The organism is Flavobacterium alkalisoli, assembly GCF_008000935.1.
Classification (GTDB): Bacteria; Bacteroidota; Bacteroidia; order Flavobacteriales; family Flavobacteriaceae; genus Flavobacterium; species Flavobacterium alkalisoli.
Genome location: NZ_CP042831.1, coordinates 2,744,699 through 2,760,232 on the forward strand (window position 1 = coordinate 2,744,699; position 15,534 = coordinate 2,760,232).

Genomic DNA, 15,534 nt, shown 5'->3' on the forward strand with positions numbered 1-15,534 from the left:
TTGGGGCGTTTTTCTTTATTGGTTAAAGAATGCAGGATGTATATGTTTTGGCGAACAATTAATCAAAGTAATTTTCCAGAATTTCGTCAAGCATCATTATGGTTAGCGGTTTGGTCTTAAAGGCAGACAGTACGCCAAGTGATTTTGCTTTATCCATATCATCCGGATTTTCTGATGTGGTAAGCATTACCACAATCATTCTGCAATGAAGGTTTTTATCCAGTTTACCGTATTCTTCTAAAAATTCCCATCCGTTCATGCCCGGCATATTGATATCAAGAAAAATAAGATCAGGGTGTTTATCTCCGTTTTCTTCTTTTCTCTTTAGGTATTCAAGGGCTTCTTCGGCAGATTCCTTTACAACAACATGCTTTGCAGCATTGTTTTTCCTTATTACTCTTTCATGAAAAAAGTTGTCGACCTTATTGTCGTCAACCAGCATTATGCAATTTACCTGCCTTATCATCACATCTTTATCCATTTTGTATAAATTTTGAAATTGTAAACTTAAATGTACTTCCTGTTCCTAATTCTGATTCTACCCATATTTTACCCTTGTGAAGCCCCACAACTTTATAACAATGTGCCAGTCCTATACCATGTCCCTCATACTCATCTTCTTTATGCAGACTTTTAAAAATCTGGAAAATACGGTCAAAATATCTTGGGTTAATTCCTATTCCGTTATCGGTTACCCAAAACTCATAATAATCCTTTTCTTCGTGGCAGTGTATCTTTACCTCACATGGTATATTCTTTTTCCTGAATTTAATGGCATTATTAATTAGGTTTTGAAAAACCAGTCTCAACTCTACTTTATAAGCATATATTTGAGGCATTACACCATATGTTATCTCAGCATCAGATTCCTTTATGAGTCTGTTTAAATCGGCAATAACATTTTTTAGTATGTCATTACAATCTACATATGTAAGCTCTCTGTCTTTGCCCAGTCTTGTAAAATCCAGTAGTGATTTCACCAAAAGAGACATTCTTCCGGTAGCATCATTTATTGTATTCAGATAGCTTTTTAGTTCATCGTTTAACTCCTGACCGTAATCTTCTTCAATAACCTGAATAAAATTGCTTACAGTTCTTATAGGCTCCTGCAAATCGTGTGAGGCTATGTAATTAAACTGTTCCAGTTCTTTATTCCTTATCTGAAGTTCCTGAAGCTGGTCTTTAATAATAGTTTCGTTTCGTTTACGTTCGGTAATATCTATTACAGAGGCAAGTATTACGTTACCGGTATTTGTGTATAACGGATTAAGGCCTATTTCTACAGGAAACTCGCTACCGTCCTTTTTTACTGCATGTAGATCTCTTCCCGCTCCAAAGTATCTTGCTCTTGGGGCTTCATGATAATCCCCCCTATTTACAGGGTGATGACTCCTTGATGCTTTAGGTACGAGGATATCTATAGACTTTCCTACAAGTTCTTCTTTTGTATAGCCAAAAAGCTTTTCAGCCTGCTCGTTAATCAGGGTAATGTCTCCTTCAGGGTTTGATATTATAAATGCATTTGGTGCCGACTCGATCACACTTCTAAAATGCTGTTCTGCCATTTTTTGTTTTCGCTCCGATGTATTTATGGCATTTGCAGCTTTGTAAATAAAACCAAAGCATATAAGAATAAAGCCGATTGAGGTAAGGGCAAGACTTGGTTTTAATCCCATAATTGACCCTGAATCCATACTAAAATTGCTATGTTCAAAAAATTGCAGTCTCAGGTATGTTACTATTATTATTAGTGCAAACAGCTGTAAAAAAAGACGCTTTGCAATTATATTTCCTGTTTCTTTTACTGTAAATATTCTTGTAAACCCAATCTCAGGATAAAGCATACTGGCACTCATAGACAAAATACAAAAGCTTATAGCTGTATGTATGGCTATCGGTGTTAAAAAGCTGAATTTATATAGACTGGGTACGCTAAAAAAATAGCCTATTATACATATAGAGGAGATTACCGTTACAAAGTGAAAGGCATACTGGCAGTAAATCCTTAGTTTTTGAAATAAGGCAGCACTAAACATAGAGGCTCCCATTACCAAAAACAATACAGATGTTATGGGAGACATACGTCCCGGGTAGGCTTCCTGTTTTTCTATTCCCACTAAATCAGGGAATAACATTTGGTCTATACCCAAATCTATAGACAGGATTCCCTGACACAAGGATGCAAGGGCATGTATTGCAACAAACATTTCCATTAACAGGATCGTCGCTGAAATTCTTTTGGTAGAAGCAGACGCTACCAGGCAAAACGACAGCGCTAAAAATGAAAGTGCTGTGTTAAATTTCATTGAAATATAACCGTCAAGTATGCTTTTTAATACTTCTATATTAAAAAACCAACCTATTAAAACTGCTATTGAAAGAATTAAAACAAGAAGACCTCCAATAGTAACAAACCGAATTTGATTTATCTTTTTGCTTAGCATAGTCAAACCAGAGTAACATTAATACATACGTGTATTGGATAGGATTTGGATGCTAAAATATACAGAAATATTTATAATATAGATTTTTAGCTATGAAGTGAATAGTTGAGACTGTAAAATGCAGTTTTGTGTAGATAACTGGTTTTGTGGTGTTTAAATTTTTGTGTAGATTTTAGAAAAAATATTTACACATTTAATGTGTTGTTTTTTAATGTTTTACGTATTTAATTAATATTTGCTTAAAATTGATTTTAGGACTGTGTAGTTTATGAAATTTATATATGAGTCTATTTTTGGTTTGTTTCAAATTTATCTGAAAAATCATGTCGTTAAAAACAAAATTGTATCCGACAGAAGTTCATAATTTCCGTCAATCCGTTAAAGGTTTCTAAAAGTTATAAAAAAGAAAATGTCATCTTGTCATATGGTTCTGTCATTTTTTAATGCTTTTGGCTATTGGCACAAAGATTGACTATTTGTAAGCATCAATAATATTTAGAAATCGAATTCAAAAAATAAACTATTTTAAAATGAGTAAAATAATCGGAATTGACTTAGGAACAACCAACTCGTGTGTAGCCGTAATGGAAGGTAACGAGCCTGTAGTTATTCCTAATGCTGAAGGAAAAAGAACAACGCCATCGGTTATAGCATTTGTAGAAGGTGGCGAAATTAAGGTGGGTGACCCTGCAAAACGTCAGGCTGTTACTAACCCTACTAAGACAATATCATCCATAAAACGTTTTATGGGTAATAAATTCTCTGAAAGTTCAAAAGAAGCAGGTAACGTTCCTTATAAAGTGATGAAAGGTGATAATGATACTCCTCGTGTAGATATCGACGGACGCCTTTACACACCGCAGGAGCTTTCTGCAATGACACTTCAGAAAATGAAGAAAACTGCTGAGGATTACCTTGGACAAACAGTAACTGAAGCGGTTATTACAGTACCGGCTTACTTTAACGATGCACAGCGTCAGGCTACTAAAGAGGCTGGTGAAATTGCAGGACTTAAAGTAAGAAGGATTATAAACGAGCCTACAGCGGCTGCTCTTGCTTACGGTCTTGACAAAAGTGGTAAAGACCAAAAGATTGCCGTATATGACCTTGGTGGTGGTACATTTGATATCTCTATCCTTGAGTTAGGTGACGGTGTATTTGAAGTACTTTCTACTAACGGTGATACTCACCTTGGTGGTGATGATTTCGACCAGGTAATTATAGACTGGTTAGCAAACGAATTTAATAGTGAAGAAGGTGTAGACCTGCGTAAAGATGCTATGGCATTACAGCGTTTAAAAGAGGCTGCAGAGAAAGCTAAGATCGAGCTTTCTTCTTCTACACAAACTGAAATAAACTTACCATATGTTACTGCTACTGCAAGCGGACCTAAGCACCTTGTAAAAACACTTACAAGAGCTAAGTTTGAGCAACTTGCTGACGATTTAGTACAGCGTTCTATGAAACCTGTTGCTAAAGCTTTACAGGATGCAGGTTTATCTAAATCAGATATTGATGAGGTAATCCTTGTGGGTGGTTCTACACGTATCCCAAGAATACAGGAAGAAGTAGAGAAATTCTTTGGTAAAAAACCTTCTAAAGGTGTTAACCCGGACGAGGTTGTGGCAATTGGTGCTGCTATCCAGGGTGGTGTATTAACAGGTGACGTTAAAGACGTACTTCTGTTAGACGTTACTCCGCTTTCATTAGGTATCGAGACTATGGGTGGTGTTATGACTAAATTAATTGAGGCTAACACAACTATCCCAACTAAAAAATCTCAGGTATTCTCTACAGCGGCAGATAATCAGCCATCTGTAGAAATCCACGTGTTACAGGGTGAAAGGCCAATGGCTCAGGATAATAAGACTATCGGTCGTTTCCACTTAGACGGTATTCCGCCTGCACAAAGAGGTGTACCTCAAATTGAAGTAACATTTGATATTGATGCTAACGGTATCATTAAAGTATCTGCTACAGATAAAGGTACTGGTAAATCACACGATATCCGTATCGAGGCTTCTTCAGGATTAACTCAGGAAGAAATCGAAAGAATGCGTCAGGAAGCAGAAGCTAATGCTGATGCCGATAAAGCAGCGAAAGAAAAAGTAGACAAGCTAAACGAAGCTGATGCTATGATTTTCCAAACTGAAAAACAGCTTACAGAGTTTGGTGACAAACTATCTGACAGCAACAAGCAGCCAATTCAATCGGCTCTTGAAGAACTTAAAAAAGCTTACGAAACTAAAGATGTAGCTACTATCCAACCGGCTCTTGATAAAATCAACGAGGCTTGGAAAAATGCATCTGAGGAAATGTACAAAGCTCAGGCAGAAGGCGGAGCTCAGGGTGGTGCAGACCAAGGTCAGCCACAGGGTGATGCTCAGGCAGAAGGCGATAACGTACAGGACGTAGATTTTGAAGAAGTGAAATAATTACAGTACTAAGATTTCAGTACAAAGTATTAAGATAAAAAACGCCCCGCAACTGCGGGGCGTTTTTGTTATATTCTATTTTTGATTTAAACGAAAGCTGAATAAAGAATCTGAATTAGATTAATAATTAAAGAGATTTCTCCATTCCATTTCATTCCGGTCGAAATGACAAAACATTCTCATTCATAATTATCTTAACGCTACAGAGTCTAATGCCTGAGCTTCACTCATGCTTAAATTCAAAATTTAAAATTCATCATTTAGAATAAATTACTCCACGGTAAGTCCAAGTCCTTCAATGTAGCCTTTGTTTTGGAAACAGTTTTTATACAGGCAGTTTTCAAGAAACTGGTTTAGTGCTTTTTGTGCAGTAGCTCTGTCCGGCATGTTTTCACGTATCTTTTCGTAAGAGCTGCGGTCGCTTTGCGAGTAGCGTACAATAACCGCATAGTCTTCGGGCATGGTAAAGTTCATTATACCTTTAGTATTGTCCATTTTTTTATATGGCCAAAAACACCAGTTGATATTGTTTTGGTCTAACAGCAATCTGAAATCCATAACCCATTCATCGGTATTTTCTCCGGTTTCACCAATGTAAATCGGTACATTGTGCTTATCGCGGAAATCAACATATTTTTGAATGGCTGCCTGCTCTACATCAAACCAGTATTTGTGGAACTCATAAACAATGTTATCGTCAATAATAGATTCAAATACGTCAAAGTCACCTGCCCAAACCGATCCGTTTAAGAATATGGTGTGGTCTTTATCTACCGAACGGATGTCTTTTACCATTCGCTGGTATAATGTAAACAGCCTGTGGTTGTAATCGGGTATCTCCTTGACAAAGTAGTGTGCAAAAGGCTCATTTACCACGTCGTACCCAATAATTATAGGATCTCCTTTATACTTTTTGGCAATCTTCATCCACACTTCGCTCATTAAGTCCTGAGACGATTTACTGAAAAACAACCACGGATAGCCGTAACTGTCGTCTATATTATCTCCGGTTTGTCCCCCCGGCGCGCAGTGCATGTCTAAAAGTACATACAGGTTTTCCTGCCTGCACCATTCTATTACACGGTCAAAATATTTAAACCCGGCATTTTGTGTACCCATATAGGTTTCGTCGGTAAACATTTTGTAGTGAAATGGTAAGCGGATATGATTACAGCCTGTTCTCTTAAGGTATTTAATATCCTCCTGAGTAATGTAATTGTCAAGATACTTGTGCCAAAAAACGGTAAGGCTGTCCGGACCTATCATTTCATGCAGAAGCTGGTCTATTTGTCTGGGTGCGGCTACTTTACCGGTTTTAAACATATAGCCTTCGGGAACCAGCCAGTTGCCCAGGTTTGTACCTTTTAGTGTGATAGGATTTCCGTTTGGCTCTATAATTTGTGAGCCATTGGTTTTTGCAACTTTGTTTTTTTGTGCTGTGGCGGGTGAGGTAAATGCCATGCATAAGGCAAATGCCAACAGCACGTTAGAGGTTTTCTTTAAAGTCATTTAGATGCGTATTATTAATAGGCCCTAAAGATAAAGAATATAACTTATGTAAGGGTTTACTCTTTTGGTTTGGTTTTTACTTCAACCATACCAACAGCTATTATAGGTCGTAATTCTTCAAGAAGTACAGTAAGATCATTCTTGCCAGTAATAATTAGAATCTTCATTGCATGTCCCATACATGCTATATTTATTTCATCGTTAAGAGAAACATCAATTTCATAAACACCATTTTTATTTTCAGATGTTTGTGTTTTTTTAGTTACGTTCGTTACAATGGCTTCTTGTAAAAAACCGGTACTGTCTTTTACAGTAATTTTAATGGTAGTACTTTGTTTAGAAGCTGTTGAATTTGTTTCTTTTACAGGTTTATTCTCAGTTTGAACTACCTTTTGTTTTTCCTGTGCTGTAGCTTTGTAAGAACCTAAAGTAACAAAGCTTAAAACTCCGGCTGCAACTGCTGTCCAAACTGTGCTTTTTTCTTTTGGGACTACCAAATCCCTATTCAACTGAGAAGAAGAGAAGCGCCCGCAGAGGTTTTTATTATTGCGTATAGCAATGGCAATTTCCCTGTCGGATGTTTTTGTAAAGTCAATTACATTTTTTTGACATGCAGTACAAAACTTACCTTTATCGGCAGGAGTCATTTCATCCCATTTTTCATGGCACGGCTGCGGGATTGTTATTTGGATTGGTTTCCTCATATTACATTAAAGCCAGCGTCCCTTTGTAAAAAGGACTTTACTTTGTTTAGGTGTTTTTAGGATTATGTTTTCTTTCTCTGCACTGGTAACCTCAATCTTTAAAGTCTTTTTTCCTTTATATTTTAATTTTATTATATCTCCTTTTTTTACGGTAAGAGTGAAGTTCCCTTCAGAATCGGTTTTGGTTTTTATACCAGTATTCTCTATACTTACTTTGACATTCTTAAGAGGTGTATAAAAATAATCCTTAACATTCCAGCTTATGGTAAATGAACCGGAATCAGAAGTTTCTACTGCATCATTTTTGTTTTCAAGTTGCTCTATGGGAGTTAATTCCTGAGAGTAACTTTTTGTTGTTCCTATAGCAAAGAAACTTATTACTGCAGCACCGGTTGCACTCCAAAAATTGTTTTTCTTTGCAGGAACTATAAGGTTCCGGTTTAGTTGACTGTCTAAAAATAAGCCGCATTCATACTTTTTGGATTTGTAAGCCTCGGCAATTTCCCTGTCGGAAGCTTTTGTAAAGTCAATTACGTTTTTCTGGCAGGCAGCACAAAACCTGCCTTTATCGGCAGGAGTCATTTCATCCCATTTTTCATGGCATGGCTGTGGTATTGCTATTTGAATTGGTTTGTGCATAAAGTAAATATAAATAAAAAAGCGTTTAATTACTTGGCTTATATCAAGGTAAAATAAGTGTTTATAATTATTACTTGATTTACTTTATTTTTGCAGGCAATAAATAAAATTATATGACTACGGTTAGGAGTAAGTTTAGCGAAGGGACTTTTTCAGTAGGGTTTGTTATGTTATTAAATCTTGCTTTGACTGCAGCTATGTTCGTTAAATGTATACAAGCGTTTGTATTTTACCCTATAGTAAATAGTATTATAGGTCTTTTACTATTTATGTTAATTGTAATATTTCTACTTATCATAAGGCAAATAAAATATATTATAGTAAAGACAGATCGTCTTATTTGTTTTTCTCTGCTTTGCCCTTTTGGCAAAAGGTTATACTTTAAAAATTTTAAAGGTATAGTGTTAGCAGATGGAGAAGCAAAATCTAGATCTTATGAGGTAATTCATTTCGTGAATAACAGAGGGAGAGTAACTTTTAAAATTGTAGGATTACGATACAGTAATTATGAAGAAATAAAGGAGGCTATACCGTTAGATATATTAGATAATGACCTCACGTTTATAGATGTGGTAAAGCTTTTTTTATCCTTTAGGATTAATGTAAATAAAAACAGGCTTTAAAGCCTGTTTAAATAATCTTTTTTATTACCCTAAGCTTGTGTGTATGCCTGCGGGTATCAATATTATAAATACCAAGGTGATCCAGCCTGTCTATACGTACTTTGCCGTGCCCGTGTATAATGTAGTTATCTTCCATAATGATACCTACATGTATAATATTACCTTCCTCATTATCAAAAAAGGCAAGGTCGCCCGGTTCACTTTCCTCAATAAAACTTAAGGCTTCTCCCTGAGTTGCCTGTTGTGATGCATCACGTTGCAGGTGGTATCCGTTAAGTTTATAAACCATTTGTGTAAAGCCCGAACAGTCTATGCCAAAAGGTGTTTTACCTCCCCATAAGTAAGGAGCATTAAGATACATAAAGGCTGTTCGCAGCAGGTTTTCCTTTGGGTTAACGCCAGATGTCTTTAAACCTTCAAACGAGAAATTTTCGGTATTGATATCAGGAAAGTCTAAAAAGGATAAAGAAGTCCCTATAGGAATAGGAACCAGTAAATTGTTTGGTGTGGTAATGTATTCTATCAGGTCGGCATTTAAAACAGCAGGGCAGGAGGTAAGATTATCGTAATCTGCCTCGGTAATAGTTTTGTACTGTTTGTTGTCTATCCACCCTTTGTAGCCATCATAAGCCAGCTCTATGTGCGACCATTTTTCCTTTTGCTGTAAAATTTTAAAATGTTCACCAAATAAAACCTGAGATGTCATTTCACTTCTGTCATTAGCTTCTAAACGAAGAGGGACAATAGCAAGATTACAAATACCAAACATTTATAACTTTTTATTTATGATTTATTATTGGTTGTGTTGCTTTTACTAAAAAAGAAACGCTGCTCCAAGCATAACCACAAATATAGCGGTTAATTCTGAAGCAGCGTTACATGGTGTAGCTGTTTTCGCAAAAGTTAATAACAGCTTATAAAAATAACCAATTATTATGCACGTTCAATAACAATTGCAGAAGCACCACCACCACCATTACAAATAGCGGCAGCTCCGGTTTTTGCATTGTTTTGCTCAAGTACGCTAAGCAGGGTAACAATAATTCTTGCTCCAGAACATCCCAGAGGGTGACCAAGAGATACTGCACCACCGTTTACGTTTACTTTAGAGGCATCAAGCCCTAATATTTTAGAGTTAGCGATTCCCACTACAGAGAAAGCCTCATTAAATTCGAAGAAATCAACATCATCTTTAGTGATACCCGCTTTATCTAATGCTTTTGGTAAAGCTTTAGCCGGAGATGTAGTAAACCATTTTGGTTCCTGTTCTGCATCTGCATACGATTTGATGTAAGCAAGAGGCTTAAGGCCAAGTTCGTTTGCTTTCTCTTCGCTCATTAATATAAGTGCAGCAGCACCATCATTAATAGTAGAAGCATTTGCAGCAGTTACAGTTCCGTCTTTAGTAAATACAGCGTTAAGAGAAGGAATCTTGTCTAATTTTACATTAGTGTACTCCTCATCTTTAGTAACCATTACAGGCTCACCTCTTCTTTGAGGTACAGCAACCGGAACAACTTCGTTATCAAATTTACCAGCATCCCATGCAGCTGCAGAGCGCGTGTAAGATTCAATAGCAAAAGCATCCTGTTCTTCTCTTGTAATTTTATATTCTGTAGCACAAAGGTCTGCACATACACCCATTGCATTATTGTCATAAGCATCTGTTAGACCGTCTTTTTGTAAACCGTCTACCATAGTAGCAGGACCAAACTTATAACCGTTTCTCATGTGTACATAGTGAGGTATAAGGCTCATGTTTTCCATACCACCCGCTACAACTACGTCTGCATCGCCACACATAATGCTTTGAGCACCCTGCATCACAGCTTTCATACCAGATGCACATACTTTATTTACTGTAGTAGCAATAACGTTATCTGGTAAACCTGCAAATCTTGATGCCTGTCTTGCCGGAGCCTGACCAACACCTGCCTGTACTACGTTACCCATTAATACCTCGTCTACATGCTTAGGGTCTAAGTTTATTTTATCTAAAGCACCTTTAATGGCAGCACCGCCAAGGTGTGCAGCCGATACGGTAGAAAGAGCCCCCATAAAACTTCCTATTGGAGTTCTTACTGCCGAAACGATTACTACTTTTTTGCTCATTGTATTGTCTTTTGTTTGTTGAAGTTGCGAATTTAATGATTTTTTAGTCCAAAAAAAACAAAGTATTTAAAAATAACTAACAATTTACATGATTTGTTAGGAATGATTTTGCTATCTGTGAATTTGATACAATAAATGCCTTGCTGTAGCTTTTTCGGATGTTTTTTAACCTGAATTGTGTTTCGTTTTTAATCAGTTTATGAATCATTATTTAAAGGATGATTTTAAAAAAGTAGGTTTTGTATTACAAAGTAGTCAATAATAAGTGTTTTTTACGTGTTTTATAATACTCGTTACGTATTTTCCACATGGTAAAATCAGTATTAATTGGTATTTCACACATGGCTTAAAGAAGGGATATTTGCATGTGTATTCTAACGAACAGGTAATACCTGCTCAATTTGAGTTTATGGTGGGAAAATCCCTCCTCCCCGGAGGGATTTTTATTTTAACTCTCAATTTTTGAATTTAGAAAGTAGTTTTTTATTAATAGATGCAGGATTAAAAATTGCTAAAATTCCCCTCCTTACCAGGGGAATTTTTCGTTTTTAATCCTGTCTTTTTATTTAGGCAAGTACTACATTTAAGCTTATATCTGCATTAATAGCTTTTGATATCGGACAAATCTGTTTTGCTTTTTGTGCAATTTCTGTAAACTGTTCATTAGTAATACCCGGTACGCTTCCTGTAAGATCTAATACGATTGTTGTAATGGTACCGTCTTCAAATGTTACTTTAGCTTCGGTATCAAGGTTGTCTGCCGTAAAGCCTGCCTCGTTTAAAAGGAAGCTTAACTGCATGGTAAAACATCCTGAGTGTGCTGCTGCCAGTAGTTCTTCGGGGTTAGTACCAACACCGTCTGCAAATCTTGTTTTAAAAGATAGTTGTGTGTCGTTTAATACTGTACTTTGAGTTGATACTTTACCTGTACCTTCCATTCCTGTACCTTTCCAGTTTGCTGTTGCTTTTCTTGTAAATTTCATGATCTTAATATTTAATTGTTATTATTTATTCTTTTTAATTAGTTAAGTTTTTCTTTTAGAGCATCTATAGCCTGTTTTATGGCTGCTCTTGGTGCCGGTGTGTTAGTTATAGGGTTAAGCATCACAAAGTCGTGAATGGTTCCTATATATCTTGTAGAGGTTACTTTAACACCCGCTGCATTTAGTTTTTTTGCATAAGCCTCGCCTTCGTCCCTAAGAACATCATTTTCGGCAACGATTACCAAGGCTTCGGGTAATCCTTTTAGCTGTTCTATATCTGCCCTAAGCGGAGAGGCTGTAATCTGGTTCCTGTCTGCCTTGTTTGGGGCGTATACATTCCAGAACCAAACCATTGCATTAAGAGTTAAGAAATGTCCTGTAGAAAACTGCTGGTAAGAAGCTGTATCAAACTCAGCATTTGTAACAGGGTAGAAGAGAAGCTGAAAATCTATTTGCGGTCCTTTACGTTCTTTAGCCATTAGGGTTACTGCAATTGCCATATTACCACCCACGCTGTCGCCACCTACAGCCAGTTTAGTTGTATTAAGCCCTAATGATGCTCCGTTTTGTTTAATCCATTTGGTGGCTGCATAGGCTTCCTCATTGGCTACCGGAAATTGGGCTTCAGGTGCCGGAGTATAGTTTACAAATACTACTGCTATATTGGCACCTACTGCGAGTTCTTTTATTAGCCTGTCGTGTGTAAAGGAGTTTCCTAAAATCCATCCGCCTCCGTGAAAATACATTAGTACAGGTAGTTTTTCTTTGCTTCCTTTAGGTTTTACAATTCGTATTGATACTGTTTTTCCGTCTTGTGTAATTGTTCTTTCTTCTACATCGGCATCAGGTCTTTTATAATCTCCTGTTTGTGCATTGATTAATACGTTACGTGCATCATTAATAGATAGCTCATAAATTTGAGGGCCGTTGCCACCGTGTACTGCTTTAAGAAATTCTCTTGTTTCTTTTTCCACACTGTAATTTCCTGCAAGGGAAATATCTGTTTGACTGTTAGCGGCTGTCACTCCAAGTAACAAAACTGCTGTTGATAATAATTTTTTCATCGTATTGAGATTTAAGTTTATAATTCGTTCGATTTGATGAGTCAAAATTATTGCAACATTATTTATAAATCAAATTAATAATTTTTTACCTTTATAAAAATATTTTATAATCATGACAATACAGCAGCTTAAATATATAACCGCACTGGACGAGCACCGAAACTTTGTAAAGGCAGCAGAAGAATGTATGGTTACCCAGCCCGGACTTACCATTCAGCTTAAAAACCTGGAAGAAGAGATAGGGGTAAAGATATTTGACCGTACCAAAGTGCCCTTAAAGCCCACAAAAGCGGGAAAGGAAATAATAAGCCGTGCCAAAAAGATCTTAAGAGAGGTAGAGGGTATCCGTGAATTTGTTATTTATGAGAAGAATCAGTTAGAGGGTGAATGTACTATAGGTGTTATTTCTACTCTTTCGCCTTATTTGGTACCGCAGTTTATAAAGAAGATGAAGGAGGTGGCTCCTAAAATGCACTTTACCATAAAAGAACTGCCCACAGGATTATTGATTAACAATGCGCTTACTGGAGATATTGATATCGCCTTAATGGCAACCCCAACAGGTGCTAACGGACTAAAGGAGTATCCGGTGTTTTACGAACCCTTTGTGGCTTACCTGCATGAGGCACATAAAATGAGAGGTGCAGAGTATTATGAACTGCAGCCACAGGATAAGCCTCAGCTTTTGCTTTTGGAGCATGAATACTGCTACAATGCACAACTGTTGGATATATGCGGACTTACACAGGGTGCAGACAAACACGATGGGTTTACTTATGATATAAGCTCGATTGAGACGCTAAAGAACCTTGTTAAGGCCGATTTGGGTTTTGCCATATTGCCGTTGCTTAGTGTTATTAATGAAAAGGAGAACCCAATGTATAAGGAGTTTAAAGACCCTAAACCGGTTAGGGAAATAAGCCTTGTGGTGGCTGAAACCTTTTCACGTAAGCTGTTGCTGCAAAAAATTAGCGAAACCATTTATGCCTGCCTGCCAGAAAGCATGAAACAGGATTTTAAATACAAAAAGATTCAGTGGAATGACTCTCCCTATTTTATAGAGTCGGTTAAAGGATTTTTATAATTCAAGCTCCATTTGAATATTACAGCGTTCGTAGGGTGTTGAGGCTCTTTTTACGCGAACAAACCCCGATTTCTCATATAAAGTAATGGCAGGGGTAAGTATGGTATTGCTTTCCAGATAAAGCCATTTTGCCCCTTTACTTTTTGCTTTTTCAATTACAGCCTGCATTAGTCTTTTGCCAATGCCTTTTCCCTGTATGTTTGGAGATACGGCCATCTTAGCCAGTTCAAAGTCATATTTGTTATCATCCATCTTAATAAGAGCACAGGTGCCTACAGGTTCATTATTATATAAAACCATAACGATATAACCTCCTTTTTCGAGTATATAATTTTCAGGATTATCAAGCGATTTGTAATCGGCTTCTTCCATTACAAAGTATTTTGATATCCATTCTTCATTAAGGTCTTTAAAAGCTTGTTTGTATTGAGGGGTATAATCGGTAATTATAATATTTTCGGTAATCATTTTTGTAGTGTACTATTCTTTTGCAAAGGTAGTGTAGATAGTACAAACAAAAAAGAGAAGGAACTAAGCCTTCTCTCTTTCTGCATCTGTTTGTTAAATATATACTATGCGGTTTCTTCCTTAATAAATTCACCTGAGTTTTTAAAATAGGCAGTAATGTCTTTACCGTCTTTGGTAAGCACAAATTTGTAATCGCTGCCATCCTGAGCCACATAAGCATTTACTAAAGCATATCCCGCATATTTATCTACGGCGCTTTTAAGTACTGCCGGTGCAATGTCGCCCTGTTCAATTACTTTATATTCTTTTTCCTGATAGTTTACCGTTGTGTTTTCTGATGTTCTTATTTGGTTAACGGTTACAGCATTGGCTGCAAAAGCTAATACTAATGCTGCAGATAAAAATAAATTTTTCATAGTCTTTTTCATTTTTCAAGTTATATACTTTGTATAATGAAATAACTGTGCCGTTACGGTTTTGCTAGTAAAAACAGCTGTTTTTAAACACTTTTGTGGGGAAAGCGATTAGTTAGTGTGTAGAGGTTCTACATTTTTAAGATTTCCTTAAGATTATTAAGGAGGTTCAATTTTATTATTTCTGTGTCCGTTATGGAATTAAATATCGTAATGAACCGAAATGATGATTAGAAGATTGATTTTGTTTTTAGTGTTGTGCCCGCTAATACTAAAAGCACAGAAAGCCCAAAATGAAGCCGATACTATTGTTAATTCCGTTTCCCCTAAAGCCTACAATTTTAAAGCACATTATCTTATAGTTCCTGTGGCATTAATAGGGTATGGGGTAATAGGACAGGATAACGGACAATTTAAAAAAATTAATAACAGCATAAGGACTGAGGTTGTAGAGGATATTGACCAAAAAATAACCATAGACGATTTTATGCAGTATGCGCCCGCTGCATCAGTATTTGCCTTAAACCTTTCGGGTGTTAAAGGCGAGCACGATCTAAAGGACTGTACTATAATTATGGCTACTTCTTATTTGGTTATGAGCAGTACAGTACTGAGCCTTAAATCACTTACTCATGTACAACGCCCCGATGGGAGTTCGTATAATTCGTTTCCGTCAGGGCATACGGCTACCGCTTTTGCCGGAGCTGAGTTTTTATGGCAGGAGTATAAGGATAAGTCGGTTTGGTACGGAATCTCAGGTTATATAGTAGCTACGGGTACGGGTATGTTCAGGATGTATAACAACAGGCACTGGTTAACCGATGTGGCTGCCGGGGCCGGTATAGGTATACTGAGTACTAAGTTTGCCTACTGGGTATATCCGTTCTTAAAGGAAAAAGTTTTTAAAGGTAACAAAGGAGAGAAAAAGGTAACCGCCATGGCAATGCCTTTTTTTAACGGAGAGCAGTTGGGTGCTGCCATGACGATAAGATTTTAGTTTTGTTAAGATTTGTTTAACAGGAATTTACTTTTTTAATTTATTTTCGCAAACGTAAT

At 36.8% G+C, this 15,534-nt stretch carries 15 protein-coding genes; 4 read left to right on the forward strand and 11 right to left on the reverse strand.

All coding sequences use genetic code 11. The features are described from left to right. Nucleotides 1-58: 58 nt before the first annotated feature. The gene (locus FUA48_RS12515; RefSeq protein ID WP_240732453.1) at nucleotides 59-481 is read right to left on the reverse strand and encodes a response regulator; all 423 of its coding nucleotides are present in this window, start codon (nucleotides 479-481) and stop codon (nucleotides 59-61) included. Beyond that, nucleotides 474-2,306, reverse strand: a complete 1,833-nt coding sequence (locus FUA48_RS12520; RefSeq protein ID WP_168196983.1) for a sensor histidine kinase — start codon at nucleotides 2,304-2,306, stop codon at nucleotides 474-476. Before FUA48_RS12520 ends, FUA48_RS12515 begins: the two co-directional genes overlap by 8 nt. 668 nt (nucleotides 2,307-2,974) lie before the next feature. Between FUA48_RS12520 and dnaK the strand changes: the two genes are divergently transcribed. Then, nucleotides 2,975-4,879, forward strand: coding sequence for a molecular chaperone DnaK (gene dnaK, locus FUA48_RS12525; RefSeq protein ID WP_129751372.1), 1,905 nt, complete (start codon nucleotides 2,975-2,977; stop codon nucleotides 4,877-4,879). A gap of 270 nt (nucleotides 4,880-5,149) precedes the next feature. Here the strand turns inward: dnaK and FUA48_RS12530 are convergent, their stop codons facing one another. The 3 genes from FUA48_RS12530 to FUA48_RS12540 are packed head-to-tail and all read right to left on the reverse strand — an operon-like array spanning nucleotide 5,150 to nucleotide 7,731. After that, complete coding sequence (locus tag FUA48_RS12530) at nucleotides 5,150-6,388, reverse strand: glycoside hydrolase family 5 protein (RefSeq protein ID WP_147583844.1); 1,239 nt, start codon at nucleotides 6,386-6,388, stop codon at nucleotides 5,150-5,152. A gap of 56 nt (nucleotides 6,389-6,444) precedes the next feature. Continuing rightward, the gene (locus FUA48_RS12535; RefSeq protein WP_147583845.1) at nucleotides 6,445-7,092 is read right to left on the reverse strand and encodes a hypothetical protein; all 648 of its coding nucleotides are present in this window, start codon (nucleotides 7,090-7,092) and stop codon (nucleotides 6,445-6,447) included. Nucleotides 7,093-7,098: 6 nt separating this feature from the next. Continuing rightward, on the reverse strand, nucleotides 7,099-7,731 hold the full coding sequence (locus FUA48_RS12540) for a carboxypeptidase-like regulatory domain-containing protein (protein WP_147583846.1): 633 nt from the start codon (nucleotides 7,729-7,731) through the stop codon (nucleotides 7,099-7,101). 401 nt (nucleotides 7,732-8,132) lie between these two features. Here FUA48_RS12540 and FUA48_RS12545 point away from each other — a divergent pair, with 401 nt between their 5' ends. After that, nucleotides 8,133-8,354, forward strand: coding sequence for a hypothetical protein (locus FUA48_RS12545; protein ID WP_147583847.1), 222 nt, complete (start codon nucleotides 8,133-8,135; stop codon nucleotides 8,352-8,354). A 7-nt stretch (nucleotides 8,355-8,361) separates the two neighbouring features. Here the strand turns inward: FUA48_RS12545 and FUA48_RS12550 are convergent, their stop codons facing one another. The 4 genes from FUA48_RS12550 to FUA48_RS12565 form a co-directional block, all read right to left on the reverse strand. Beyond that, the gene (locus tag FUA48_RS12550; RefSeq protein WP_147583848.1) at nucleotides 8,362-9,123 is read right to left on the reverse strand and encodes a C40 family peptidase; all 762 of its coding nucleotides are present in this window, start codon (nucleotides 9,121-9,123) and stop codon (nucleotides 8,362-8,364) included. A gap of 164 nt (nucleotides 9,124-9,287) precedes the next feature. After that, the gene (locus tag FUA48_RS12555) at nucleotides 9,288-10,466 is read right to left on the reverse strand and encodes an acetyl-CoA C-acyltransferase (RefSeq protein WP_147583849.1); all 1,179 of its coding nucleotides are present in this window, start codon (nucleotides 10,464-10,466) and stop codon (nucleotides 9,288-9,290) included. Nucleotides 10,467-11,032: 566 nt separating this feature from the next. Next, nucleotides 11,033-11,449: an OsmC family protein gene (locus FUA48_RS12560; protein ID WP_147583850.1), complete on the reverse strand. Its 417-nt coding sequence runs from the start codon at nucleotides 11,447-11,449 to the stop codon at nucleotides 11,033-11,035. 38 nt (nucleotides 11,450-11,487) lie between these two features. Further along, entirely contained in the window at nucleotides 11,488-12,513 is a 1,026-nt protein-coding gene (locus FUA48_RS12565) for an alpha/beta hydrolase (RefSeq protein WP_147583851.1), read from the reverse strand. Nucleotides 12,514-12,625: 112 nt separating this feature from the next. Here FUA48_RS12565 and FUA48_RS12570 point away from each other — a divergent pair, with 112 nt between their 5' ends. Continuing rightward, nucleotides 12,626-13,597: a hydrogen peroxide-inducible genes activator gene (locus FUA48_RS12570; RefSeq protein WP_147583852.1), complete on the forward strand. Its 972-nt coding sequence runs from the start codon at nucleotides 12,626-12,628 to the stop codon at nucleotides 13,595-13,597. Here the strand turns inward: FUA48_RS12570 and FUA48_RS12575 are convergent. Continuing rightward, complete coding sequence (locus FUA48_RS12575) at nucleotides 13,592-14,065, reverse strand: GNAT family N-acetyltransferase (protein ID WP_147583853.1); 474 nt, start codon at nucleotides 14,063-14,065, stop codon at nucleotides 13,592-13,594. The genes FUA48_RS12570 and FUA48_RS12575 overlap by 6 nt on opposite strands. Before the next feature lie 104 nt (nucleotides 14,066-14,169). Further along, a complete protein-coding gene (locus FUA48_RS12580; protein ID WP_147583854.1) occupies nucleotides 14,170-14,481 on the reverse strand; it encodes a hypothetical protein in 312 nt (103 codons plus the stop codon). Between the two features lie 220 nt (nucleotides 14,482-14,701). Here FUA48_RS12580 and FUA48_RS12585 point away from each other — a divergent pair, with 220 nt between their 5' ends. Further along, nucleotides 14,702-15,475 carry a phosphatase PAP2 family protein gene (locus tag FUA48_RS12585; RefSeq protein WP_317130691.1) on the forward strand — a complete coding sequence of 258 codons (774 nt, stop codon included), beginning with the start codon at nucleotides 14,702-14,704 and terminating at the stop codon, nucleotides 15,473-15,475. Nucleotides 15,476-15,534 lie beyond the last annotated feature (59 nt).

Coding starts and splice junctions, on each gene's coding strand:
- dnaK (WP_129751372.1), top strand. CDS start 2,975: ATGAGTAAAATAATCGGAATTGACTTAGGAACAACCAACTCGTGTGTA.
- FUA48_RS12570 (WP_147583852.1), top strand. CDS start 12,626: ATGACAATACAGCAGCTTAAATATATAACCGCACTGGACGAGCACCGA.
- FUA48_RS12530 (WP_147583844.1), bottom strand. CDS start 6,388: ATGACTTTAAAGAAAACCTCTAACGTGCTGTTGGCATTTGCCTTATGC.
- FUA48_RS12585 (WP_317130691.1), top strand. CDS start 14,702: ATGATGATTAGAAGATTGATTTTGTTTTTAGTGTTGTGCCCGCTAATA.
- FUA48_RS12565 (WP_147583851.1), bottom strand. CDS start 12,513: ATGAAAAAATTATTATCAACAGCAGTTTTGTTACTTGGAGTGACAGCC.
- FUA48_RS12535 (WP_147583845.1), bottom strand. CDS start 7,092: ATGAGGAAACCAATCCAAATAACAATCCCGCAGCCGTGCCATGAAAAA.
- FUA48_RS12550 (WP_147583848.1), bottom strand. CDS start 9,123: ATGTTTGGTATTTGTAATCTTGCTATTGTCCCTCTTCGTTTAGAAGCT.
- FUA48_RS12515 (WP_240732453.1), bottom strand. CDS start 481: ATGGATAAAGATGTGATGATAAGGCAGGTAAATTGCATAATGCTGGTT.
- FUA48_RS12580 (WP_147583854.1), bottom strand. CDS start 14,481: ATGAAAAATTTATTTTTATCTGCAGCATTAGTATTAGCTTTTGCAGCC.
- FUA48_RS12560 (WP_147583850.1), bottom strand. CDS start 11,449: ATGAAATTTACAAGAAAAGCAACAGCAAACTGGAAAGGTACAGGAATG.
- FUA48_RS12555 (WP_147583849.1), bottom strand. CDS start 10,466: ATGAGCAAAAAAGTAGTAATCGTTTCGGCAGTAAGAACTCCAATAGGA.
- FUA48_RS12520 (WP_168196983.1), bottom strand. CDS start 2,306: ATGAAATTTAACACAGCACTTTCATTTTTAGCGCTGTCGTTTTGCCTG.
- FUA48_RS12575 (WP_147583853.1), bottom strand. CDS start 14,065: ATGATTACCGAAAATATTATAATTACCGATTATACCCCTCAATACAAA.
- FUA48_RS12540 (WP_147583846.1), bottom strand. CDS start 7,731: ATGCACAAACCAATTCAAATAGCAATACCACAGCCATGCCATGAAAAA.